The sequence below is a fragment of the Devosia aurantiaca genome, assembly GCF_011058215.1.
In the GTDB taxonomy this organism is placed as follows: domain Bacteria; phylum Pseudomonadota; class Alphaproteobacteria; order Rhizobiales; family Devosiaceae; genus Devosia; species Devosia aurantiaca.
On record NZ_JAALFG010000003.1, the window covers coordinates 1 to 21726 of the forward strand.

Annotated in this window: 24 protein-coding genes and 2 tRNA genes; 6 read left to right on the forward strand and 20 right to left on the reverse strand. The window is 59.8% G+C overall.

Going from position 1 to position 21726, the window contains the following annotated elements:
* Positions 1-506 precede the first annotated feature (506 nt).
* Positions 507-1148 (forward strand): glycosyltransferase, encoded by a 642-nt coding sequence (locus G5575_RS13365; RefSeq protein ID WP_164534778.1) that lies wholly within the window; start codon positions 507-509, stop codon positions 1146-1148.
* Here G5575_RS13365 and G5575_RS13370 read toward each other — a convergent pair.
* On the reverse strand, positions 1134-1550 hold the full coding sequence (locus G5575_RS13370) for an ATP-binding cassette domain-containing protein (protein WP_164534779.1): 417 nt from the start codon (positions 1548-1550) through the stop codon (positions 1134-1136). The genes G5575_RS13365 and G5575_RS13370 overlap by 15 nt on opposite strands.
* A 170-nt stretch (positions 1551-1720) precedes the next feature.
* Here G5575_RS13370 and G5575_RS13375 point away from each other — a divergent pair, with 170 nt between their 5' ends.
* On the forward strand, positions 1721-1924 hold the full coding sequence (locus G5575_RS13375) for a hypothetical protein (RefSeq protein ID WP_164534780.1): 204 nt from the start codon (positions 1721-1723) through the stop codon (positions 1922-1924).
* A gap of 243 nt (positions 1925-2167) precedes the next feature.
* Here G5575_RS13375 and G5575_RS13380 read toward each other — a convergent pair whose 3' ends face one another.
* A complete protein-coding gene (locus tag G5575_RS13380; protein ID WP_164534781.1) occupies positions 2168-3247 on the reverse strand; it encodes a polysaccharide pyruvyl transferase family protein in 1080 nt (359 codons plus the stop codon).
* A gap of 447 nt (positions 3248-3694) precedes the next feature.
* Between G5575_RS13380 and G5575_RS13385 the strand changes: the two genes are divergently transcribed.
* Positions 3695-4777 (forward strand): hypothetical protein, encoded by a 1083-nt coding sequence (locus G5575_RS13385; RefSeq protein ID WP_164534782.1) that lies wholly within the window; start codon positions 3695-3697, stop codon positions 4775-4777.
* A gap of 801 nt (positions 4778-5578) precedes the next feature.
* Entirely contained in the window at positions 5579-6523 is a 945-nt protein-coding gene (locus G5575_RS13390) for a glycosyltransferase family 2 protein (RefSeq protein ID WP_164534783.1), read from the forward strand.
* 507 nt (positions 6524-7030) lie between these two features.
* On the opposite strand, the gene G5575_RS13395 is transcribed toward G5575_RS13390, so the two are convergent.
* Positions 7031-7107 (reverse strand) — tRNA-Pro (locus G5575_RS13395).
* Between the two features lie 157 nt (positions 7108-7264).
* Between G5575_RS13395 and G5575_RS13400 the strand changes: the two genes are divergently transcribed.
* A tRNA-Gln gene (locus G5575_RS13400) sits at positions 7265-7339 on the forward strand.
* A 47-nt stretch (positions 7340-7386) separates the two neighbouring features.
* On the opposite strand, the gene G5575_RS13405 is transcribed toward G5575_RS13400, so the two are convergent.
* Positions 7387-8250 carry an NAD(P)H-binding protein gene (locus tag G5575_RS13405; protein ID WP_164534784.1) on the reverse strand — a complete coding sequence of 288 codons (864 nt, stop codon included), beginning with the start codon at positions 8248-8250 and terminating at the stop codon, positions 7387-7389.
* A 123-nt stretch (positions 8251-8373) separates the two neighbouring features.
* Here G5575_RS13405 and G5575_RS13410 point away from each other — a divergent pair, with 123 nt between their 5' ends.
* Positions 8374-9237, forward strand: coding sequence for a LysR family transcriptional regulator (locus tag G5575_RS13410; protein ID WP_328766121.1), 864 nt, complete (start codon positions 8374-8376; stop codon positions 9235-9237).
* A gap of 8 nt (positions 9238-9245) precedes the next feature.
* Here the strand turns inward: G5575_RS13410 and G5575_RS13415 are convergent, their stop codons facing one another.
* The 16 genes from G5575_RS13415 to G5575_RS13480 form a co-directional block, all read right to left on the reverse strand.
* Positions 9246-9710, reverse strand: a complete 465-nt coding sequence (locus G5575_RS13415; RefSeq protein WP_328766123.1) for a heme-degrading domain-containing protein — start codon at positions 9708-9710, stop codon at positions 9246-9248.
* Between the two features lie 19 nt (positions 9711-9729).
* Positions 9730-10500: an SDR family NAD(P)-dependent oxidoreductase gene (locus G5575_RS13420; protein WP_207633152.1), complete on the reverse strand. Its 771-nt coding sequence runs from the start codon at positions 10498-10500 to the stop codon at positions 9730-9732.
* Entirely contained in the window at positions 10478-10975 is a 498-nt protein-coding gene (locus tag G5575_RS13425) for a 2,4'-dihydroxyacetophenone dioxygenase family protein (RefSeq protein WP_164534786.1), read from the reverse strand. The genes G5575_RS13420 and G5575_RS13425 overlap by 23 nt, the downstream gene beginning before the upstream one ends.
* A gap of 7 nt (positions 10976-10982) precedes the next feature.
* On the reverse strand, positions 10983-11735 hold the full coding sequence (locus tag G5575_RS13430) for an RraA family protein (protein WP_328766126.1): 753 nt from the start codon (positions 11733-11735) through the stop codon (positions 10983-10985).
* A 34-nt stretch (positions 11736-11769) separates the two neighbouring features.
* Positions 11770-12525, reverse strand: a complete 756-nt coding sequence (locus tag G5575_RS13435; RefSeq protein WP_164534788.1) for an SDR family NAD(P)-dependent oxidoreductase — start codon at positions 12523-12525, stop codon at positions 11770-11772.
* A gap of 11 nt (positions 12526-12536) precedes the next feature.
* On the reverse strand, positions 12537-13601 hold the full coding sequence (locus tag G5575_RS13440) for an ABC transporter ATP-binding protein (protein WP_164534789.1): 1065 nt from the start codon (positions 13599-13601) through the stop codon (positions 12537-12539).
* 114 nt (positions 13602-13715) lie between these two features.
* Positions 13716-14438 (reverse strand): aldo/keto reductase, encoded by a 723-nt coding sequence (locus G5575_RS13445; RefSeq protein WP_235936011.1) that lies wholly within the window; start codon positions 14436-14438, stop codon positions 13716-13718.
* 24 nt (positions 14439-14462) lie between these two features.
* Positions 14463-15314, reverse strand: coding sequence for a carbohydrate ABC transporter permease (locus G5575_RS13450; protein WP_164534790.1), 852 nt, complete (start codon positions 15312-15314; stop codon positions 14463-14465).
* Positions 15311-15949 carry a carbohydrate ABC transporter permease gene (locus G5575_RS13455; protein WP_328766130.1) on the reverse strand — a complete coding sequence of 213 codons (639 nt, stop codon included), beginning with the start codon at positions 15947-15949 and terminating at the stop codon, positions 15311-15313. Before G5575_RS13455 ends, G5575_RS13450 begins: the two co-directional genes overlap by 4 nt.
* Positions 15946-16170, reverse strand: coding sequence for a hypothetical protein (locus G5575_RS20525; protein ID WP_235936012.1), 225 nt, complete (start codon positions 16168-16170; stop codon positions 15946-15948). The genes G5575_RS13455 and G5575_RS20525 overlap by 4 nt, the downstream gene beginning before the upstream one ends.
* A gap of 66 nt (positions 16171-16236) precedes the next feature.
* On the reverse strand, positions 16237-17037 hold the full coding sequence (locus G5575_RS13460; RefSeq protein WP_328766133.1) for an ABC transporter substrate-binding protein: 801 nt from the start codon (positions 17035-17037) through the stop codon (positions 16237-16239).
* Positions 17034-17621: an ABC transporter substrate-binding protein gene (locus tag G5575_RS21830; protein ID WP_328766135.1), complete on the reverse strand. Its 588-nt coding sequence runs from the start codon at positions 17619-17621 to the stop codon at positions 17034-17036. Before G5575_RS21830 ends, G5575_RS13460 begins: the two co-directional genes overlap by 4 nt.
* A 79-nt stretch (positions 17622-17700) precedes the next feature.
* Entirely contained in the window at positions 17701-18894 is a 1194-nt protein-coding gene (locus G5575_RS13465; protein ID WP_164534791.1) for an amidohydrolase/deacetylase family metallohydrolase, read from the reverse strand.
* On the reverse strand, positions 18884-20050 hold the full coding sequence (gene dgoD, locus G5575_RS13470; RefSeq protein WP_164534792.1) for a galactonate dehydratase: 1167 nt from the start codon (positions 20048-20050) through the stop codon (positions 18884-18886). Before dgoD ends, G5575_RS13465 begins: the two co-directional genes overlap by 11 nt.
* Positions 20047-21201, reverse strand: coding sequence for an iron-containing alcohol dehydrogenase (locus G5575_RS13475; protein ID WP_164534793.1), 1155 nt, complete (start codon positions 21199-21201; stop codon positions 20047-20049). The genes dgoD and G5575_RS13475 overlap by 4 nt, the downstream gene beginning before the upstream one ends.
* Before the next feature lie 3 nt (positions 21202-21204).
* Complete coding sequence (locus tag G5575_RS13480) at positions 21205-21636, reverse strand: VOC family protein (protein WP_164534794.1); 432 nt, start codon at positions 21634-21636, stop codon at positions 21205-21207.
* Between the last annotated feature and the right edge of the window lie 90 nt (positions 21637-21726).

Below are 21726 nucleotides of genomic sequence, written 5' to 3' on the forward strand. Positions count from 1 at the left end.
GCGTCGTGTTCCTGGGTCAACTACCCATCAACCTCAATGACCGCGCCACTCGTCATAGCCGCTGGCAGAACGTGCCAACAGCAAAAGCGTGGCTTGTGAGCTCCGGAAGAACTAGACCTCTACTTCGTAGTCGATCACCTTGTTCGCCACCGCTCAGTAGCGTTGTTCCCTGTTTGCCGATCCTTGATTGTTAAGGTGGCTGCCACTCTTTTCCCCGTTCTAGCTTACATCGAGGTTGTAAATTGACGCACTACTCCATGTTTTAAGTTTATGCACCTGTACGCATCGACGCTGCGTCGCTTCTCCAACGTACTCCTGCCGCTAGGCCACAGCGTCAGCGTTGGCCACGACCTGCGCCAAGCTGAAATTCCGGAACACTTCCGTCCATAAACGACGATAAGGTTAGCACTAGTAGTTCGTCAGTCGCCATCATTCCATGCGGCAACGAAGCCGTCTCATCGTGCTCATGCTGTTTAGGTGCGAAGTTCCAGAGGTATAAGGATCGTGTGGTCGTCATACCCATCGGCATCAACGAGCCCTCGCAGCAGGTGATTTCAGGTTGCCGGTGGACTAGTCTGCTCGCTAGGCGATTCTTCCTGTTCGTAGGAGCCTTTCGCTATTACAAAGGCTTGAATATACTGCTAGAAGCCGCTCAGAACGCTCCATTCTCTGTAGCTATCGCTGGGGCAGGCTCAATTGAAGCGGAACTGAAGGCTCAAGCCACTAAGCTCGGGTTAAGCAACGTGCACTTTCTCGGCCAAATAAGTGGCGATGAAAAAACTCTTCTGCTTAACAATTGCTGCGGTGTGGTGTTTCCGTCCCACTTGCGCTCAGAAGCGTTCGGGGTATCACTTGTGGAAGGAGCAGCCCACAGCAAACCACTGATCTCAAGCGAGATTGGAACCGGTACTAGCTTCGTTAACATCCATGGCGAGACGGGTCTCGTTGTTAACCCGAGCGATTCTGCAAGCTTGCGCGGAGCCATGATCAAGCTTTGGTCTGATGACCAACTTGCGGCTGTGCTCGGCAAAGGTGCCCGCCGGCGTTATGAAGCCCTCTTTACTGCGGAGCGCATGGTGGATGGATATATCGATCTTTATCAAAAGCTCCTTGATCGCTCTCCCATAGTGGGATCATGCCCGAATTAGCTCGGCGTATCTGCCGCTGCGTTTGACTTGGCCGTCCGCTATTTCGATTATGTGCTCGCAGTTGCGTAATGTAGTCAATCGATGCGCAACCATAATTACAGTAACGTCATCTGAAAGTCCCTCGAGGGCGGCGATCAACGCCGCTTCTGTGTAGTTGTCGAGCGCGCTGGTTGCTTTATCAAGGATAATTACCTCGCTACGTTTGTTAAGCGCACTGGCTATGCCAATGCGCTGGCGCTGTCCGCCGGAAAGCCGCACCCGCGCAATACCACCACGTTCTGGAGCGGTCTTCTCGATGACATCAGCCTTTGGAGCCGGGTTCTGACCGCCGCTGAAATCATCAGACTCGCCAGCGGCATGGCTGGCAATTGTATCCGCTAGGATGCTGGAACATGCTGGCATACAGGGGAAACGATGGTTCTTGGATCGACTGGCAGGGCGAGCCGCGTCCGCTCAATGGCGAAGGCGCTTAGGAACTGCCGCGCAATGCCGGCTACACCTACAGCTGGCAGCGTCTGCGCGCGTTTGGGCTCTATCGGGTTGAGCAAAGCAAAATTCCGGCCGGCAAGCTGGTGACGGCGCGGTCGCTCGAAGATCAAAATGGCCGGCCGCGCGAGGTGCTGACACTCGATGATGCGCCGATCATCGTGGAGCCATATCAGGTCTATCGCTCCACCTTCATCAGCCGGATGGAGTTCGATCCAGAGGCCGGGATTGATGAGGTCGCCAAGCTGGAGGCTATGCTGAATGGGCACGGGAACGCAAAGCTGCGCTAGATGTTCGACGCCGTCGAATATTCGTCGGCGATGATCCGCTCCTTGCAGTGCTGCATTGGACCGTGGCGATGGCCCTGTCGGCAGATTGCGTATTTCCCAATATGCAGAGGGCCGACAAGCTGCTGGCGCCTCGAGCGTGAGAACGCTTAACCACGATTGCACCGGTATTTAAATCTACCACTGCTGCGGTAATTTAGACCTTTGGCCGCTGTTGTTCGTTTGGGTATAGAGCGACCTGCGTCATCAACTGTGACCAGGCGACATAATCGCCTGAATTAGAGCTCGCTCAGCCATTTGAGTAGCCATCAGGATGTTCCTCGAAATGAGTTTTGAGATATTTTGATCGCGATAAACTGAAAGTAGCTTTCGAGCCATCTTATGGGGTGACACGAGGCTAATACGCTCGGCATAGACGTAGAAGTCCCTTGCGTTAAACATTGAATAAAGCAGTTCTTTCTTCTTCTCGCTCAAAGTGTTTTCGGCGTACTCGGTGCCCAAGCCCACGCAAAACGCGGGAACACCTTCCCTCCATGCATTTATGGCGCAATGATAAGTATCGGTAACGACTAAAGCACAATTGGTTATCTGCTCTAGCTTTTGCTGCAAATTGACCATGGGCGGCATGTCAGTCTTCTCGAGCCATCGAAGATTTACGATTTTGCTGAAGTTGCCGTCTTTTCGGATAGCGCTTACTAAGCGGTCCGTTCGAATGCGAGCTAGGTGAGAGTTAGCTATCCCTCTTCCAAAAGAGTAGCCGATCTGTGACGCATTCGCTTGAAGCCTTCCAGAGGGCTCAAGAAGAAAGGAAGCATCTACACCGAGCGTAGCGCCGCGCGCACCATACATCCGCGCAAAGGCGGCAGATACTGGATCGCGCGTTAGGACCAACCGAGCTTGGCTGTAGAGTCTTTCGACTGCGGATCTATACCGATGGTCCCAATCGTCACAGGGGCCATTGATGTAAAGAGAACCACCGAAACAAATTGTTCTGTCTAAAACAGTACTAGGCTGACCTTCCATCATTAGACACTTATAGATTGTGTTCTCTATCTCATCAGTTTGGCGCCCAGGGTATTTTTGCTTAACGCTGAGCGTCACGTCAGTGTGGAAGTGTCTAGAGTGCAAGAAGTCGCCCCAAATAAGAACCACGTCGTATTCGTGATATGATACGCGGACATTGAGTTCGCGATACGTTCTTGTCGAAAAAGTGCTTTGCTCGGGCGCCTCTAAGGTTTCGCCTCCGATCATGCTGAAGTAAGTCACATCCGCGTCGATGCCATTGCGGGCCAACATCTGCGGTAGTGCTGCATCAACGCTCAGCATTCCAGGATTCGATTTTGGCAGCGCACAGAGGGCCGCAATCTTTATTCTGCGCAAATGTTAAGCTCCACATCGGTTGGTTGGCCGCATATTAGTGGTCGAGTAGCCCGACTCAAGCCTAAGCGCCGTTAACTCGCAGCGTACTAGACTGCACCGTCGAGGTTCAGCAACTAGGAGCACCTAATGAGCACGATGGACCTTGCGCTCATGATGGGCGACGGCTTGAACTACTAGTGCTAACCTTATCGTCGTTTTATGGACGAGTGTTCCGGAATTTCAGCTTAGCGCAGGTCGTGGCCAACACTGACCCTTTCGCTGGCCTAGCGGCAGGAGTACGTTGGAAGAAAACGGCTGCAGCGGAAATCGATGGCGTACGGAGTGCATAAACTTAAAAAACATGGAGTAGTGCGTCAATTTACAACCTCGATGTAAGCTAGAACGGGGAAAAGAGTGGCAGCCACCTTAACAATCAAGGTTCAGCAGAACGGGAACAACGCTACTGTGACGGTGGCGAACAAGGTGATCGACTACGAAGTAGAGGGTCTAGTTCTTCCGGAGCTCACAAACCACGCTTTTGCTGTTTGGCACGTTCTGCCAGCGGCTATGACGAGTGGCGCGGTCATTGAGGTTGATGGGCCAGTTGACCCAGGAACACGACGCGCAGCTCAAAAGTTTTCCGAGACTTGGGAGCTATGGAGACCCGGGCAGTTTAAGCGCGTGCAGGTAGAAGCTCAGCGCAACGCACCCCCTGCGTCGCCAGGCCGGCGCAGGGACTTGGCAATGTATTCGGGAGGTCTCGATTCTTCTCACATGCTGCTTCGCCTGGGACGCCGTCCACAAAGAGCGTGCGCGCTAACGGTTCAGGGTTTGGACTACGGGGTGGATGCGGGCAAATCGTTCAACTCGCTTAAAAAGAAGATTGAGCCGTTCCTCGAGCACCTTAACTATGACCAAGTCGTAGTGAGAACGAATGCTACCGCCATAACTGCCAGCGGCAGACACTCCTATGCGCTTCGTCTCATGGGCGCAGCGTCTATTCTCTCGGGCGTTTTTGAAGAGGGGCACTTCGCGGCAGATTGCACGCATGCGCAGGATATGTTGACGTTTCCTTTTGGCCTAAATCATATCACGAACAAGTATTTTGAGACAGACGATATCGTTCTCCGGCCGTTAGAAGAAGACGTTACCCGGAGCGAGAAGGTGGCATTGGTCGCGACAGAGCCAATCGCACTGAACGCGATCTCCTTTTGTCCCGACCGCAGCGTCGCACCTTACAATTGTGGGCAATGCGAAAAGTGTGTGCGTACTAAGATGATGTTCATGGTGGAAACCGGGGCGATACCACCGATTTTTGTCGACACCAGCTTCAATGCACACACCCTTGATACACTTAAGCTGGATGACTCCAAAGTGGCGCTCTTTTTGTTGAGGCATATCAGCGGGCGCGCGCTGCGGGTGTTCTGGACAGGGTGCCTGGACTCGAAGCGAGATTTGCTCGTCAATTTACCCCAAGACCAAAAAAGAAAAGATTGAGCCGCGTGGTGCTTGATGCCCTGCCGACACCTTTGGGCAACACGGTCCGCGGTTTAGTGCGGCAATATCGGATGCGTTCTTAGTGTCCACGTTTTGCCCAGGTAGGGCCGCGGCCTCTGGTTTGTGCTGCCAGCGCTGCTCGTGATCTTCGACCTTTGAGGCGACGCTGTTCAGGTTCGGGCCAAAACACGCTTCTGTATGAAAGTAGCCGGGTAAAGCACTCTCGTTTTGCAATGATTGTCGGGAAGAGTCTCTGTTCTTGTCGCAGTCGATAATCTTGTCGCAGTCGATAATCTTGTCGCGTCGCTGGGTTTCGCACTCGATAATGCGCACCTAGGTCTGCCACTTTGAATCGCTTGAAATTCAGAGGCGGCAGAGACGGCCCGGATGGTAGAGCGGTATCTCGGCTCACCGAGCGGTCGCGCGATGGACCATGCCATGCTGCTGATCGGCTTCTCATTTGTGCTTGGAATCTTGGCGAGCATCGATATCGTTGCGAGAGCAACAGCAGTGATGCGAGCGACCGCACTGCAGCCAAAGTATTAATTTCAGATGGACCGCGTGGTCTTAAAGTTCGTGAGCGCAAAGTTTCCGGGCGGCCTACTAAAGATCGGCGTCAGCGACGCGACCGACCAGGCACTTATTGCTGATGATTGAGCCGAGATGGCGGTCATTGGCCGCTAACGACTAAAGTTAGAAAATTCGGCCTCTATCTAAAGTATCGAGTTCAGCCGTTGCGCGATTGCTTTCATTTCTAAGTAGGCGCATGAAAGCGTGTCTTATGCAGGATTATCAGGCAATATGAATAACGACGACGAGGCGGCTCTGATCACGATCGCCATTACCTGCTTCAATGCACAGGACACCATTGAGCGCAGCATCCGCTCGGCTCAAGCGCTCGACTGGCCGAAACTGGAGCTTGTGGTGGTCGATGATGGATCGACAGACGGCTCATTGGCGCTCATACAGCAGATGGCGGCGTCGGACAACCGCATCCGTGTCGTGTCGCACGATGTAAATCTTGGTACCGGCGCAACGCGCACACGTCAGATCCGGGAAGCACGTGGAGAGTTTATAGCAATTCTTGACGACGACGACGTGTGCCGGCACTCCCGGCTTCGGGACCAAGTTGCCGCCCTGCGTCGTGCCGAGCAGCAGTCGGGCCTTCCATTGATCGCTTGCTATGGGTCTCGCCATATCATTGGGAAGACCCGCAACCCACGTGGCGCTGCGATCGCGAGTGATGGAGAGGTGATGCATGGGGAAGCCGTCGCCCTTGCTATTCTTACCGGGCTTCGGCCACCTGCAGGCCGGATGGGTCGATACGGCTTCTGCACCCTCTTTGCGCGGCGATCAACTTTCGTAGCGGTAGGCGACTTTGATCCGCTGTTGCGCCGCCACGAGGATACCGACTGGAACATTCGTCTTGCGCTTATGGGCGGCGGCTTCATCGGCACTCCAGAGATCGTACTGGACCAATATGTCACGCCCACTCCGGACAAGAACGACAAACTGGTGCATGATTTAGGGCTTGCGTTGCGCAAGAAACACCGAGCATTCCTCCAGTCGCGCGGCATGTATCAGCTGGCGCTGGCGAGGGAGAAAATGAATTACTTCAGCATTGTCGGGCCAAAATGGCGGTCTCGCCTTGCTGTGCTCCAAGCCTTTGTTGTAGCCCCGCACGTCATTTTGCCGGAATGGCTTAACGCTAAAAAACGGCAATTGAAAAGCCGCGCAGAAGCGTGAGCAACAGCGTGTTGTTCCACTTTGTTCACGGTGTAGGAGTTGGCACCTTGTGACCTGCGAGGAAGACGCCCGTGGCTATGACGCACAGCCGAGATAAGATCGAGAGCCTCACGCTTGGCGACCTGGACGGCGACAATCGGTTGTTTTTGGTACGGCGCAATCTCTGGCGCCGCACTAGCTACTTTCTCGCGAGCGATCTGGCGCAGGTGTACGGCAATACCACCAAGATGCATGCGGTGTTTACGGCGTGTCGAAGTGTCGGCGCTCGGAGTTTCAATTCGTTGGCATGCACCTGCCCAACCCTGATGACGAACGCAAGCTCAAGGTCAAGCGACCGAGGTGGTGCGTGTCCAACCGTGGCGCGAGGTCCTTTATGTCGATCCTCTGCGCCAGCCGCAAACGTCGCGGGAGTTAATTGCAAGGTCGACTGTGGGTGGTGACCTCCCGCATTTTACCGTCTGTGTCGGGACGAAAAAGCCGGACCTCCTAAAAGAGGCCCGGCTTGATTGGTCGGAGTAGAGTGATTCGAACACTCGACCCCCTGCTCCCGAAGCAGGTGCGCTACCAGGCTGCGCTATACTCCGTCAGGACCGCGAACAACGGATCGGCCTTGCGGCCTGTCGCGATGGGCGGCTTTATAGCCGCGGTACGGCCCCTGTTCAAGCGGCTCTGACAACCTTTTCGCCGAGTGCCTTGGTCGTGTTGCGAACGCAAACCAAACCGTGTAGGAACCGCGCCAGTTGGGGTGTCGCCAAGTGGTAAGGCACCGGTTTTTGGTACCGGCATTCCTAGGTTCGAATCCTAGCACCCCAGCCAGATTTCCCCCAGATTTGAGTTTATCGGCTTTCGGCTGGTCTGTGTGTTCACCCCAGCCGTTCGGCCATGAAGTCGCGCATTGACTGCGGACGGCGGCCGATCAGCCTGGCGAGCGTTGGATCGACTGGGGCGAATTCGCCCGCTCTGGCTGCACGATAATAGCCCATCATGATCGCTGTGCGTTCGGCCGAGGCACCCGATGCCTCTGCGGACTTTAGCATCTCGTCATCATCGAGTTCTTGGCGCTCTAGGGGCTTGCCGAGGATGGTTTGAGCGATCTGCGCAAGATCTGCGACATCGAGCGCCTCTGCGCCGGTAAGGGGCGGGGTCGGGCCGTCGAAGAGTTCTGTGCCGGCCAGAAGCCTTGCGTCTGCGGCGGCGAGATCGTCATGTGTGGTCCAGGACACTTTGCCATCCACAGGGGCAGCGAGGACCCCAGTGGCGAAGCCGCGGGCATTCATGGCGAGTGCGCTGTCGGCGTAAAAGCCATGGCGGAGCGCCGTCCATGGGAGACCGGATTGGGCCAGCATCTCTTCGGTGGCGGCGTGGGTATGGGCCGGCGGGAAATGCGAACTTGCGGAACTGGCGATCTGGCTTGTGTAGAAAATGCGCTCGACGCCCAGTTCCTTCGCCACGGCGATTGCCCTGGCATGTTGCGCCAATGGGTCGCCGCCGCTGGCAGCTGCATTGGACGACACGAGCAGAAGCCGTTTCGCCCCGTCCCAGGCACGACGCAGGCTCGCAGCATCCTCATAGTCGCCCCGGCGCACGCGTATGCCGGCGCCGTCGAGATCGGTTGCCTTGGCAGGGTCACGAACGCTGACGCCAATCTGCTCGGCCGGGACGAGCCGCAGGAGGTTTTGCACGATCTTGCGCCCGAGTTGGCCCGTCGCACCACTGATGATGAACATGTCTGTCTCCTTGTTGGAGATAACCTTACTGTTCTTGGATGCGTTGATAATTCCACTGCCCGAGAATAGGCTGTTCTCCATGAAGAACAGCCAGTCTACGGACCAGCTCAAGATTTTTTGGCCGTGCTGGACTGCGGCGGCTTTCGAGCGGCGGCGCATCGGCTCGGCACGGTGCCGTCGCGAGTCAGTACCACCATATCGCGGCTCGAGGCAGACCTGGGTGTGCCGCTGCTTCTTCGCTCGACCCGAAGCGTGCGGCCCACGGAGCAGGGCCAACGCCTGGCCGACCAGATCCGCCCCTTGTTTCAGGGCATCGAGGCGGCCGTTTCTGAAGCGGCCAATTCCATGGCGACCGTGCGCGGAAAACTTTCGATCAATGTTCCGGGTGCCGTGGTTCCCGATATTTTGCCGCCGCTGATGGCCGAATACCGTCGGTTGCACCCCGAGGTCGATGTCGAGATCGTCGTCGAGAACGATCGCGTCGACATCATCGCGGCAGGGTGCGATGCCGGAATCCGGTATGGCGCGCATCTCGACAAGGACATGGTTTCCATCCTGATCGGGCCGCGCACCCAGCAGATCGCCCTGGCGGCGTCTCCCGCTTATCTTGCAGCGAATGGCATGCCTGAGGCTCCGGACGATCTCACAGGCCATGCCGGCATTCGCTACCGGCTGCCTTCCGGCACGATGCTCGCCTGGCGGCTGCGGCAGGGTGATGACGTCGTTACCGTTGAGCCGCGATCATCTCTGGTGCTCGATGTCGACGCCGGCATCGCCGGGCTTGCTTACGCCCGCGCCGGGATGGGTATCATCAGCGCCTTTCGGAACTGGTGCGAGCGTGACTTCGAGGCTGGTACGCTGGTGCCTATCCTTGAAGCGTGCTGGATGTCGCTCGATGGTCCGCGCCTTTATTATCCAAGCCGCTTCGCCGGGGCGCCGCTGCGCGCCTTCATCGACACCTGCCAGCGCGTCAGTGCGCGCGGCTGACAGTCGGCCTACTTAGCTACGAGAGGTTTTAGAGCCTCGATGACCAGGCGATGATCTTCGACATTGGGCAGGCCGCTGACTGAGGCGGCGCCGACGACGCCGACATTTTCGATAAAGATCGGCACGCCGCCGCCGCTGGCGGCGAAATCTTCATGCGGAAGGCGATAGCGGGCGTGAAAATCGACGCCCTGAGTCTCGCACAGGAGGCGCATGTAGAGCGAGCTATGGTGGAAGCGCAGCGCCACTTCGCGCTTGCGACGGACCCAGTCGAGATTGTCGGGTGTCGAGCCTGGCATGAGGGCCAGGAAAACCGGGGTCGCGCCATGGGTAACCTCGATGCCGATCGGCAGCTTCTCTTCAGCCGCGCGCTTCTGGATCGCGGCGCCGATCTGCCATGCTGTCGCATAATCGAAGCTTTTGAGCGCGATGGTGGCTTCTTGGGCCAGAAGCTCTTCAAGTGTGGGCGTGGTCACGGGCAAGGTCCAAGGTGGGTCAGGTGATGGAATAGCCGCCATCGACCACAAGGGTCGATCCGGTCACGAAGGACGCGGCGGGAGAGCAAAGGAAAAGCACGGCATTGGCCACTTCCTCAGGCTGCCCCCAGCGCTTGAGCGGCGTGCGCGCGAGGATCGGCCCGGCGCGGCTCTCGTCATCGCGCAAGGGCTGGGTCAAGGGTGTGGCGATCCAGCCGGGAGCCACGGCATTGACGCGGATCGCGTCGGAAGCAAAGGCGATGGCCAGAGACTTGGTCAACTGGGCGACCCCGCCCTTGCTGGCCGAATAGGCCGGGACGAGACCGCCGCCGAAGAAGGACAGCATCGAGGCAAGATTGACGATGCTGCCCGAGCTTGCGGCGAGCAGGGGACGCGCGGCGCTGCACATGCGCATCGTGCCGTTGAGATTGACGTCAAGCACCTGCTCGAAAACGGCAGGGTCAAGTTCTTCGCCACGCCGGATCATGCCGGCGCAGTTGACGAGGATGTCGAGGCGGTCGAAGCCGGAGATGAGGCTCGCAATGGCAGCGCCATCCCGCACATCGAGCACAGACAGCGTGGCTGTGGCAAAGTCTGCGTCGTCGGCCAGGGCGTCGAGTTCGCGCTGGCTGACGCCAGTCGCCGTCACTTGCGCGCCACTTCGGAGAAAGGCGCGGCTCACTGCTGCGCCGATGCCGGATGTGCCGCCGGTCACCAGCACGCGCTTACCGAAGAACCAGTTTTGCGACCAGCCATAGTCCATAACGTCAGCGGATGAACTGGTCGACATAATCGGCTCCCAGCCCCACGCTCTCGTAATGGGCGCGGCACATGTCGATCTTGGTAAAGACGTCCTCGTAGCCGATATGGGCGTTTTTCTCGTCGAGATAGACCATCGAGCCGGTGATATTGAAGAAGGTAATCATTTCCTCGACATCTTCGGGCACGAGCAGGGTGTGGATTTCGCCAGGCGGCTCGAACACGTAGGAGCCGGTCTCGGCGACCCAGTCGTGCTCGCGATAGTGCCAGCGGCCCTTGATGACATAGCCATGAACGGGATTGGGATGGAGGTGCCGCGACAAGACGCCGGAGCGGCGCACGCGCAAGAGATTGCACCATTGCCCGACCAGGGTGTTGAGCATCAGTGGCCGAAACCACACGCCTTCCGCCTGCGGCACCCACACCCGTTCGTCGTCGGGGATCGCCTTGACGGCGATTTCCGGCGGGGCGAGGGGGTGGGCCGACCCGTTCATGGTCTTGTACATGGCGATCTCAGCCCTGTGCCGGCTGGGCCGCGCGCCAGGCCTGGTACTCGTCCTCGACCTCGGCTGTCAGCGGATAGTATTTGCGAAGGTCCGCGCCCTGCGACAGCCGATAGCGGGCGAACTCTTCCCATTCGGCATGCTTGCTGGCTTCCCGGATCAGCTCTTCGGCCATGGCGACGGGAACGACGACGACGCCATCATCATCGGCGACGATGATGTCGCCCGGCATGACCAATGCGCCGCCGCAGGCGACCGGCACATTGACGGCAAAGGGGATGAGGTTGGTCTGGGCATGGTAGTTGGGCGTCACGCCCTTGACCCAGATGCCGAGATCAAGCTCGGCCGCCTTGGCGGAGTCGCGGATGCAGCCATCGACGACGACGCCGGCGCCACCACGCCCGGCCAGATAGGTCAGCATCATCTCGCCAAAAATGCCGCTGCCCATGTCGCCGCGGGCATCGACCACGACCATGTCGCCGGCCTGGGCCGGGTAGAGCACATGGCGATGCAGCTGGCGTTCGGGGTTTTCATATTCGTTGGAGCCGTAAAGGTCCTCGCGCTTGGGCATCATCTGCAGGGTCAGCGCAGGGCCGGCCACGGAGCGGCCGGTCTTGAGCGGACGCGGCCCATGGATCTGCGCGTCGCGAATGCCCATGAGGCTGAGTTCGCTGCTGGCGGTGGCGGTGCCGATGATGGCCAGGGCATCGCAATGGGCGCGTGGGGGACGGCTGATGTCGCGGATGTCGGAGGGAGATTGCACGAGGAGGGGCCTTTCAAAAGAGAGGAAAAAGGGCTCAGACCCAGCCGCCATCGGCGATGTAGTTCTGTGCGGTTATGGCGCTCGCATCCTCGGAAGCGAGAAACAGGGTCAGCTTGGCGATGTCGTCGGGATAGATGCGGCGCTTGAGCGATTGGCGCGCATTGCGTTCGGCATCGGCCTCGGGTGTCAGCCAGAGTTCGAGCTGGCGCTTGGTGATGATCCAGCCCGGCGTGACGGCATTGACCCGGATATTGTCGGGGCCAAAATCGCGGGCCAGCGAGCGCACCATGCCGATTACGGCGGCTTTGGAGGCGGTGTAGATGGGCATGCCGCCAAAGCCGGCCATCCACGAGATCGAACTCATGCAGATGATGGCGCCGCCACCGGCCGCTTTCATGTCGGGCAGCACGGCCTGGCTGGCAAAGAACTGGTGGCGCAGATTGACGGCGATGCGGTCGTCGAAATAGTCGGGCGTTACTTCAGGCGCCGGGTGGCGCTCGTCGTGGGCGGCATTGTTGACGAGGACACCGATCGTCCCAAGCGCTTGGCGGATGGTTTCGATGCCGGACTGCAGCGCCTGGACGTCGCGCAAGTCGAGATGCTCGAAATAGACGGTCTTGCCCGCTGCGGTCAGCTCCTCGGCGAGGGCCGAACCGGCCGCGTCGTCGATATCGACAAAGCCGACACGCGCGTCCTGGTTGGCGAAGCCGCGCACGATGGCTTCGCCGATGCCGCTGGCGCCGCCCGTGACCAGCACCACTTTGCCTGCCAGATCTGGATAGATGGCCACGCGCCCCGCTCCTACTGGGTCCGGCTTATGCGCAAGCCGGTCTTGCCATCGAAGAGGTGAATGCGCTGCGGATCGAGCGTCACATGCAGCATTTCACCTGGCTGGGCGGTGACGCGCTCGCGGAAGACGCCGACGACGTCATGGCCGCCAAGCCGCATCGCCACCTGGGTTTCCGAGCCTGTTGGTTCGACAGTGATGATTTCAGCGCCGATGCCATTGGGATCGATGACGAAATGCTCCGGGCGAATGCCCAGCGTTACGAGCTCGCCCTCGATGTTGGATGGCGCAAAGGGCAGGGGGATCGTAGTGCCGTCGGCGGCATGGAAAGCTCCGCCCGAAAGCTTGCCGCCCAAGAGATTCATGGAGGGTGAGCCGATAAACGCGGCGACAAAGAGGTTGTTCGGGAAGTCGTAGAGTTCTAGCGGCGTTCCGATCTGCTCGACGATGCCGTCATGCATGACCACGATCCGGTCCGCCATGGTCATGGCCTCGATCTGGTCGTGGGTCACATAGACGGTGGTGGTCTTGAGGCGCTGGTGGTTCTGCTTGATTTCGGAACGCATCTGCACGCGGAGCTTGGCGTCGAGATTGGACAGCGGTTCGTCGAAAAGGAAGACCTTTGGGTCACGCACCATGGCTCGGCCCATGGCGACGCGCTGGCGCTGGCCGCCCGACAATTGGCGCGGATAGCGATCGAGATAGGGCTTGAGGCTGAGCATGTCGGCAGCGACGGACACGCGGCGCTGGATCTCGTCCTTGGGGGCGCGGCCAAGCTTGAGCGAGAAGCCCATGTTCTGGGCGACCGTCATGTGCGGATAGAGCGCATAGCTTTGGAACACCATGGCGATGTCGCGTTCCTTGGGATGGAGCGCGTTGACGACGCGGCCGTCGATCGCGACTTCACCGCCGCTGATCTCCTCGAGGCCTGCCAACATGCGCAGCAGGGTGGACTTGCCGCAGCCCGACGGGCCGACCAGCACCACGAACTCGCCATCGGCTATGTCGATCGAGACGCCATGGAGGATCTCGACCGCGCCATAAGACTTGCGGACATCGCGAATTGAAACCGAACCCATCTGAATTTCCTTTCGAATGCCGTCAGTCGTCCCAGCGCGGGGACTTGGCCGGATTGATGTGGCGATAACCGCGATCGATGCCGCGGATGGCGTGCATGTGCGCTTCGGAAAGCGTCACACCGGTCGCTCTGAAATTGTTCTCGAGATTTTGCGGCTGCTCGAGGCGGGAATGACGATGTGTCCCTCTGCCATGAGGAAGGCGAGCGCCACCGCGCCGGGCGTCGTATCCAACTCCCTGGCAATTGCCTTGAGTGTCTCGTCCTCGGCCACCTGGCCCTTGACCAGGGGTTGGTAGGCCGTGAGCTGAAGCCCGGCCGAGCGTGCATAGTCCCGCAGGGTCGGCACCTGCAGCCAGGGGTGAATTTCGACCTGGTTGGTGGCAAGCGATCCGGGGCCGAGCAGCTTTGCGGCGCGCTCAAGGTGGGCAATAGTGAAGTTGGAGACGCCGATCAGCCGGGCATGGCCATCGTCCTGCGCCCGCTTGAGCGCTTCCATATAGGTTTCGAAAGCGACGACCTCTTCCGGCACCGGCCAGTGGATCAGCAGGAGGTCCACCTGATCGACGCCGATCGTCTCGAGGCTCTTGCGAACGCTGGGCATGAAGTCGGTCGCGGACAGATTGGTATCGGCCACCTTGGTGGTGATGAAGACGTCGTCGCGGTTGAGCCCCGAATTGCGGAACGCCGCGCCCAGGGTGCGCTCGGTGTCATAGCTCTGCGCCGTGTCGAGGTGGCGATAGCCCACGTCGAGGGCGGTTTCGATGGCAGCAATGCCGTCATCGCCGGTGCGGCCGAAAGTGCCGAGGCCAAGCTGGGGGATGGGAGAATGAGAAGCCATATGACTGGTCCTTCGAATGCGGGCTCAGCCCTTGGTGGCGCCAGCCGTCATGCCGCCGACAAACAGACGCTGCATGGACAAGAAGAGGATGGCGATCGGGAGCGTCATCACCACGGAGGCGGCCATGACGGCGCCCCAGTCGGTGTTGAACTCGGTGGAGAATTCGGCGAGCCCGATCGGCAGGGTCTTGACCGAACTGTCGGTGGCAAAGACCAGCGCGAAGATGAACTCGTTCCAGGTGGTGACGAAGGCATAAACCAGAACCGAAATCAGCCCGGGGATCGAGAGCGGCAGGGTGATGCGGAAGAGAACGCCGAGGCGGCTCGCGCCATCGATGATGGCGGCCTCTTCGAGCTCGACCGGAATGGCGCGGAAATAGCTGGTCAGCATCCAGACCGAGAGGGGCAGGGTGATGATCATGTAGACCAGGATCAGGCCCCAATAGGTGTTGACGAGGCCGAGCACGCGCAGCGTTACAAAGAGCGGCACGATGATCGCGGCGGTGGGCAGCAACTGCCCGACCAGAACAAAAGACTGCAGCAGCGGCTTGCCTTTGAAGTCGAAGCGGGCAAAGCCGTAGGAGGCGAAGATGGCAAGGATCATTGCAAGGAAGGTCGAGCCCAGCGAGATCACGACGCTATTGAGGAAGTAGCGTGGAATGTTGCTCTCGAAGAGCACCGTATAATAATTGTCCAGCGTCGGCATGCTGGGCCACCAGATCGGTGGGATGGTATAGAGCTCGCGCAGCGTCTTGATAGATGAAAGACCCATCCACCAGAACGGAAAGAGGCATACCAGCACGAGCACGGCGGAGCCGATGATGATCAGCGGGACCGGCAGGCCGGTACGCTTGAGCTTAACCGTGGCGTCGCTCATTTGGCAGCTCCGGGATTGGCCGCTGTGGTGCGGATGTAGATAAAGACCACGGTGATCGCGACCGCAAAGAACATCACGGACAGCGCCGCGGCCTGGTTGAACTGCACGCTTTCAAAGGCCGTGCGGAAGATCTGGATCGGGGTGATCAGAGTGCGGTTGGCCGGCCCGCCGCGGGTTATGGCGTAGATAATGGTGATATGGTTGAGCGCCCAGATAACCAGCAACAGCGTCACCGCGATGATCACCGGCCGCACCTGGGGCAGCATGACGTACCAGACCTCTTCCCAGAAGCTAGCGCCGTCGATGCGCGCGGCTTCGTAGAGGTCGTTGGGGATCGACTGCAGTCCAGCGAGCACCATGATGGCGACGAAAGGAAACATCTTCCAGACGTTGATGGCGATCATCACCGGCATGACGGTGGTGCCATTGGTGAGCCAGCCGACCGGTTCGGCGATGAGGCCGGGGGCGGTCAGCATGTAGTTGATGATGCCGAACTCGGTATGCAGCATCCAAGCCCAAGTGGTGGCGGCCACGATGCCTGGCACGACCCAGGGGATCAGCGTTACCGAGCGAACCAGGGCGCGGCCACGAAAGTTCTGGTTGAGCAGGATGGCGGTCAAAACGCCCAGGATCACCTGGAAAAAGATCGAGCCGGCAACCCACCAGAGCGTATTAAAAAGGCGGTCGGCGTGGCGCGGGCGGCGAGGATAGTGCGGAAATTTTCGAGGCCGACATAATTGCCTTGGTTATCGGTGACGCTGAGCAGACCGGTATAGGCTATGGGGTAGGCGATCAGCAGGCCCAGCACCAAGAGGGCGGGCAAGACGAAGAGATAGCCAGTCGATTTTCTGTGCATCACATTCACCGGGCAGGAAGAAAAGCACTCCGGCTGCCGAGGCAGCCGGAGACCAGGAGCAAGGCTTTAGAGCAGGGCTTCGATTTCGGCGGCAGCGCCGTCCATGGCCGTCTGCGCGTCTTCGTCGCCGAGCAGGATACGCTGGACGCCGTCGAAATAGGCCTGGGTGATCTGCACCCAGTTCGGGTTCGCCGGAACCGGGCGGCCGAAGGGCAGCATCTGCTTGTAGACCTGGAGGATCGGATCGTCGAAGCGCTCGAGTTCCATGCCGCTGACGCGTGCCGGGAAGGTGTCGGTCAGATAGCCCTGGTTTTCGGCCTCGGCGAGGAAGCTGACCAAAACCTTGGCTTCATCGGGGTTCTTGGCGTCGCTCGGGATGACGAAGCTCCAGCCACCCAGAACGGCAGCGGTTTCCTTGCCTTCCGGATGCGGAATGGTCATCACGCCGATGTCGATGTTGGGGTTTTCGGTCTTGATCGAATTCACGTCGAACTGGCCGGCCTGATACATCGAGACGGTTTCGGCAATGAACAGGCGGCGATTGGCGGTGCCGTCGTTCTCGAGCGTCGAGGATGGCGAGAGGCCGTTCTTGTAGAAATTTGTATAGAACTCGACCGCAGCGACGGTTTCGGGGCTATTGACCAGAACTTCGGTGCCATCGTCGGAGAGGATGCCGCCGCCATTCATCCACATGAAGGGCATGGAGCGGAAAATGGTGTTGCCGACTTCACCACCACCGGTGATGGCAAAGCCGGAGCGGCCGTCCTTGGTGAGGGCTTCGGCCGCCGCGATCAGCTCATCCCAGGTCTGGGGCGGGTTTTCGGGGTCGAGACCGGCTTCGGTGAAATGGGCCTTGTTATAGATCACGGCCAGGAGTCGATGCGGTAGGGAATGCCGAAGAGCTGGTCGTTGACGGTGACATAGTCGAGCGAGGCCGGAACGTAGTCCTCGCGATCCTGCAGCACGTCGTCGAGCGGCAAGACGAGATTGTTCTGGGCATATCCGTTCACCCAGCCATGCTGGACGTCGATGATGTCGGGGGCAGCACCGGACTGCAGCGCCGTCAACACGCGCTGCGGCAGGCCATCGGTGGTGGTGATCTGCAGGTTGACGGTGATGTCGGGATTGGTTTCCTGGAACTTGGTCACCAGCTCGCGGGCGCGGGCTTCGTTGAAATTGGGCGTCCACCACACGACTTCGCCGGCAAAGGCCATGCCGCTGGACAAGGCGAGGGCCGAAACGGCACCCACGAGCCCGGTCTTGATCAAAAGCGTCTTCATACTTCCTCCCATGGCGACCGAAGCGGTCGCGGTTGCTGTGCCGATGACCCATCGGCTGAAAAAGACTCGTCGGGCTGGATGCGTGTCGCCGAGCGCGCCCGATTGGGCAAAGCCGCCAGCAACCTGGAACTCCTCCATCCGACAGCGGACCTTGTTTTCAGTCCAGTTCATATTTGAATTCTGTCAGTTCTATTATGCACTTTGGCGCAGATTGGCTTGGCTTGTCAATCACCAGACTGAAACTGCGCGGTCACGCTTGGTAGTGGCGGCCCTCGCTGCGCCCGTCGTCGAAGGTTTCGACGATCTGTCCGCGGCAGATGGTGAGGATATTTTGGAGGCTGAATGGCCCAACCCGGGTGTGCGCTTCGGAATCGACGAGCGGTCCGCTGCCGTCCATGAGCCTGAACAAGGCGACATCGGAAACGCCGCCGGGCTCCAGCCGGCCGAGTTCTGGCCGCCCCACAATGGATGCGGGGCGGCAGGTGACGCGTTCGAGGACGTCGCGCAGATCCATTCCGAGCGCCAGGAACTTCGCCATCACCGACGGCAGGTCGAGGACCGGGCCATCGATGTTATGCGCGTGAAGGTCGGTGCTGATCGCATCGGGCAAGAGCCCTTGGTCCATGGCGCGTTCGGCAATTCGGAAGGAAAAGCTGCTGCCGCCATGCCCGACATCCATCCGTACCCCGCGTTCCATGCCGTCGCGTACCGACGCGCGCAGCCTGCCAACGCTGTCGAGCACGCAGCCGCCCTGCGCGGGATTATAGATATGGGTGAGGATATCGCCTTGCCTGAGAAAGGGCATGACCTCGTCGATCGTCGGGGGCGCAGCGCCGACATGGATCATCAGTGGTACGCCCATTAGGTCGGCGGCCTCGCGGGCCAAGGGCAGCAGCATGGGGCCATTCTGGCCGCAAGCATTATTGCTGGCGCGCAATTTCAGTCCTGCAACCTCGCCACCGAACTGCTCACGCACCCGCATCAGCTCGCGCAGGTCGGCAAAGCGCCAATCGTGCAGCTCGCCCACATCCATGCTGAGATTACCCGCAGCGTGAGTGAGCCCGATATAGGAAAGGTTGACGAGGGGGATGATGCGCAATCGGCTGGGACGGATGACGTGATGGATAAACCCCTCGATCGTCGCCGCGCCGCTGCTGCCGCAATCGACCCAGGTGGTGACGCCACTCTTGGGGCCGAGCTTGTCTGCATTCACGCCTAAAAGCGTGCCGCCCCAATAGGCGTGGGTGTGCATGTCGACGAGCCCCGGCACGACTAGGGTATCGCTCGCATCGATGATGCGAGCCCCCGGCGGCACATCGAGGTTTTCACCGATAGCGGCCACTTTTTCACCGGCTAGCAGCAGGTCGGCTGATCGGTCGATACCCGAGGCGGGGTCGATGATGCGCCCGCCCCGGATCAGCAGCCATTGGGGCTCAGTGTCCAAAGGTCTGCTTGCCGGTGGCGACGCCGGTCGTGTTCATCGAGCCGTCGAACAGCGGAACATTTGTGGCTTCATAGGGGAAGCGCGCGCAGGCTTCTTCGATGAGCTCGACGCCCAAGCCCGGCGCGGTCGGCGCCAGCATGAAGCCGTTCTCGAACTGCAGGGTTTCGCGCACCAGTTCCTTGCGCCACGGCACGTCCACCGACACTGTTTCGAAGACCGAGAAGTTGGGAATGGCGACCGACATGTGAAGCGTCATCGCGTTCATCACCGGCCCGACGGGATTGTGCGGCGCGATGGGGATGAGGTGGGTATGGGCGTTGTGGGCAATGCGTTTGGTTTCGCCCATGCCGCCGGCGTGGGAAACGTCAGGCTGAAGGATATCGACCGCTTTTTTGGCAAGCGCTTCGGCAAACCGCGCGGGCTCGTAGAAGCGCTCGCCTGCCGCAATCGGCACAGGGCTATTTGCGCGCACATCGGCCAAAGCATCGATGCTTTCGGGCGGCGTCGGTTCTTCGATCCAGGTCAGGTCGTAGGGCGCCAGCGCCTTGCACATGGCGATTGCCGTGGGGACATTGAGGCGGCCATGGACGTCCAGCATTAGGTTGACGTCGGGGCCCACCGCGTCGCGCACCGCCTCAACGATCTCGATGGTCTGGCGGCGTTGCTTGCGATCCATTTCGAGATCGGCAACGTCGAACGGGTCCCACTTGAGGGCATTATAGCCCATGGCCACGGCCTTGCGGGCGTTCTCGGCATATTGCTCGGGCGTCGTCGCGCCGAAGAACCAGTGATTGGCGTAGCAGGCGATGCGGTCACGGAACTTGCCGCCCAAAAGCTCGTAAACCGGCACGCCCAGTGCCTTGCCCTTGATATCGAGCAATGCGGCTTCGATGCCGCCCAGAGCGGTACGAAAGACGGCGCCGGTGCGCCAATAGCTGTCGCGGTGCAGCTGTTCGACCAGGGCGTCGACGGCAAAGGGGTCCTTGCCGATCAGCACCCGCTCGAGCTCCTCGATGGCGGCGACGATGGTGTTGGTTTTCCATTCCAACGTCGCTTCCCCCACGCCCTCTATGCCCTCGTCGGTATAGAGTTTGACGAACACGAAATTGGTTCGCGACACATTGGCCACGAAGGTCTTGAGGGCGGTAATCTTCATTGGGCTTGTTCCGGTGAGGTCGTGGCGGCCATGGCCGCTTCCAGAATGGCGCGATAGTCCTCGGCCGAGGGCGCGCGCGGATTGGTGGGGTGGCTGTGATCGGCAAGGGCGCGTTCGATGATCCAGTCGAACTGGTCGCGGCGAACGCCCATCTGCGCAAGTCCCACTGGCAGCGCGAAGGTTCGGTTCAACGCTTCGAGCGCATCGGCAAGATCGCCGCCTTCGGCCAGTCCCATCGCTGCCTTGAGGCGGCTTAGTTTTTCGCCGACAGCGGGAGCGTTGAAGCGAAGCACAAGCGGCATCAGGATGGCGTTGAGCGTGCCGTGATGGAGTTTTAGATCCTGCAGACCACCCAGGGCATGGCTCAGCGAATGGACGGCGCCGAGACCCTTCTGGAAGGAAAGCCCACCTTGCAGCGCTCCAAGCATGACTTCGCTGCGGGCATCGACATTGCTGCCGTCGGCAAAGGCGCGTGGCAGGTTGCGCCACAGCCGGCCCGCGCCATCAAGCGCAATGGCATCGACGACAGGGTTGAAGCGCGGCGAGAGGAACGTCTCGATGCAATGCGAAAGCGCGTCGAGCCCGGTAGCTGCGGTGAGATAGGGCGGAAGGCCCAGCGTCAGCTCTGGGTCGCAGATGGCGCGGCGCGGAATAAGATATGGGCTGATGATGCCGAGCTTGCGTCCGTCGGCGAGCGTCAAAAGCGCCGCGCGCCCGACTTCAGCGCCGGTGCCGGCAGTGGTAGGGATGGCGATCATTGGTGCGACGGCAGCAGTGATCTTTTCAAGGCCACCATAAATGGCGGCATACTGCTCAAGCCGGCCTTCATGGGTGGCGAGCAGCGCCACGCCCTTGGCGAGATCGATCGGCGAGCCGCCGCCCAAGGCAACGATGCCGTCGCAATCATTGTCGCGATAGGCGACTAAAGCCGCGTCGACCGCGCCCTCGGTGGGGTTGGGCGGTGTTTCGAGAAAAGTGGCGCTTTCTTTCGGCAGCAGCGCCTCGACCTTGGCCAGAAGACCGGAGGCGGCAATGCCCCGGTCCGAAACCAGCAATGGCCGGGAAATCTTGAGCTCCGCCAGCGCTGGAGGCAAGCTTGCCAGCTCGCCCGCGCCGAAATCGATCGCTGTGAGATAGGTGATGCGTGCCATGGCTCAGCGTGCCTTGATCCGGGCGACAGCCTGCGCCTGCATGGAATTTTCGGCCATCTGCATGAGCTCGATGCGGTGGCCATCGGGATCTTCGATCCAGGTCTGCCAATTGCCGTCGGCACCCTCGACCATGGGGCGGATCATCTCGACGCCGGCGTCATTGAGCTCGGCGACGGTCTGCCTGATGTCGGGCACCTGGAGGCACATGTGGTTATAGCCCACGGCCTCGCGCTCGCTGGCACGTTCGCCTTCGCCTTCCGGAAAAACTTCGAGATACTGGTCGTCGGTAATGCGCAGATAAACCAGCCAAAGCCTGCCGTCGCGATCGAGCCGCATCATTTCGGCAAAGCCCAACTTGTTGACGTAGAAATCGAGCGTGCGACCAATATCCTTCACGCGGATGGCGACATGGGTAATGGCGGAGACTGTGAGCATGAAACGAACCTTTGACGCCGCGCCCTCGGCAGCTGGACGGAAAAGCGGTGCCATTCCGGTCGGAGCGCAATCTGATCTATCTGCAAATTC

Coding starts and splice junctions, on each gene's coding strand:
- G5575_RS13370 (WP_164534779.1), bottom strand. CDS start 1,550: ATGCCAGCATGTTCCAGCATCCTAGCGGATACAATTGCCAGCCATGCC.
- G5575_RS13380 (WP_164534781.1), bottom strand. CDS start 3,247: ATGCTGAGCGTTGATGCAGCACTACCGCAGATGTTGGCCCGCAATGGC.
- G5575_RS13390 (WP_164534783.1), top strand. CDS start 5,579: ATGAATAACGACGACGAGGCGGCTCTGATCACGATCGCCATTACCTGC.
- G5575_RS13405 (WP_164534784.1), bottom strand. CDS start 8,250: ATGTTCATCATCAGTGGTGCGACGGGCCAACTCGGGCGCAAGATCGTG.
- G5575_RS13420 (WP_207633152.1), bottom strand. CDS start 10,500: ATGTCGACCAGTTCATCCGCTGACGTTATGGACTATGGCTGGTCGCAA.
- G5575_RS13425 (WP_164534786.1), bottom strand. CDS start 10,975: ATGTACAAGACCATGAACGGGTCGGCCCACCCCCTCGCCCCGCCGGAA.
- G5575_RS13440 (WP_164534789.1), bottom strand. CDS start 13,601: ATGGGTTCGGTTTCAATTCGCGATGTCCGCAAGTCTTATGGCGCGGTC.
- G5575_RS13445 (WP_235936011.1), bottom strand. CDS start 14,438: ATGGCTTCTCATTCTCCCATCCCCCAGCTTGGCCTCGGCACTTTCGGC.
- G5575_RS13450 (WP_164534790.1), bottom strand. CDS start 15,314: ATGAGCGACGCCACGGTTAAGCTCAAGCGTACCGGCCTGCCGGTCCCG.
- G5575_RS20525 (WP_235936012.1), bottom strand. CDS start 16,170: ATGCACAGAAAATCGACTGGCTATCTCTTCGTCTTGCCCGCCCTCTTG.
- G5575_RS21830 (WP_328766135.1), bottom strand. CDS start 17,621: ATGAACTGGACTGAAAACAAGGTCCGCTGTCGGATGGAGGAGTTCCAG.
- dgoD (WP_164534792.1), bottom strand. CDS start 20,050: ATGAAGATTACCGCCCTCAAGACCTTCGTGGCCAATGTGTCGCGAACC.
- G5575_RS13475 (WP_164534793.1), bottom strand. CDS start 21,201: ATGGCACGCATCACCTATCTCACAGCGATCGATTTCGGCGCGGGCGAG.
- G5575_RS13480 (WP_164534794.1), bottom strand. CDS start 21,636: ATGCTCACAGTCTCCGCCATTACCCATGTCGCCATCCGCGTGAAGGAT.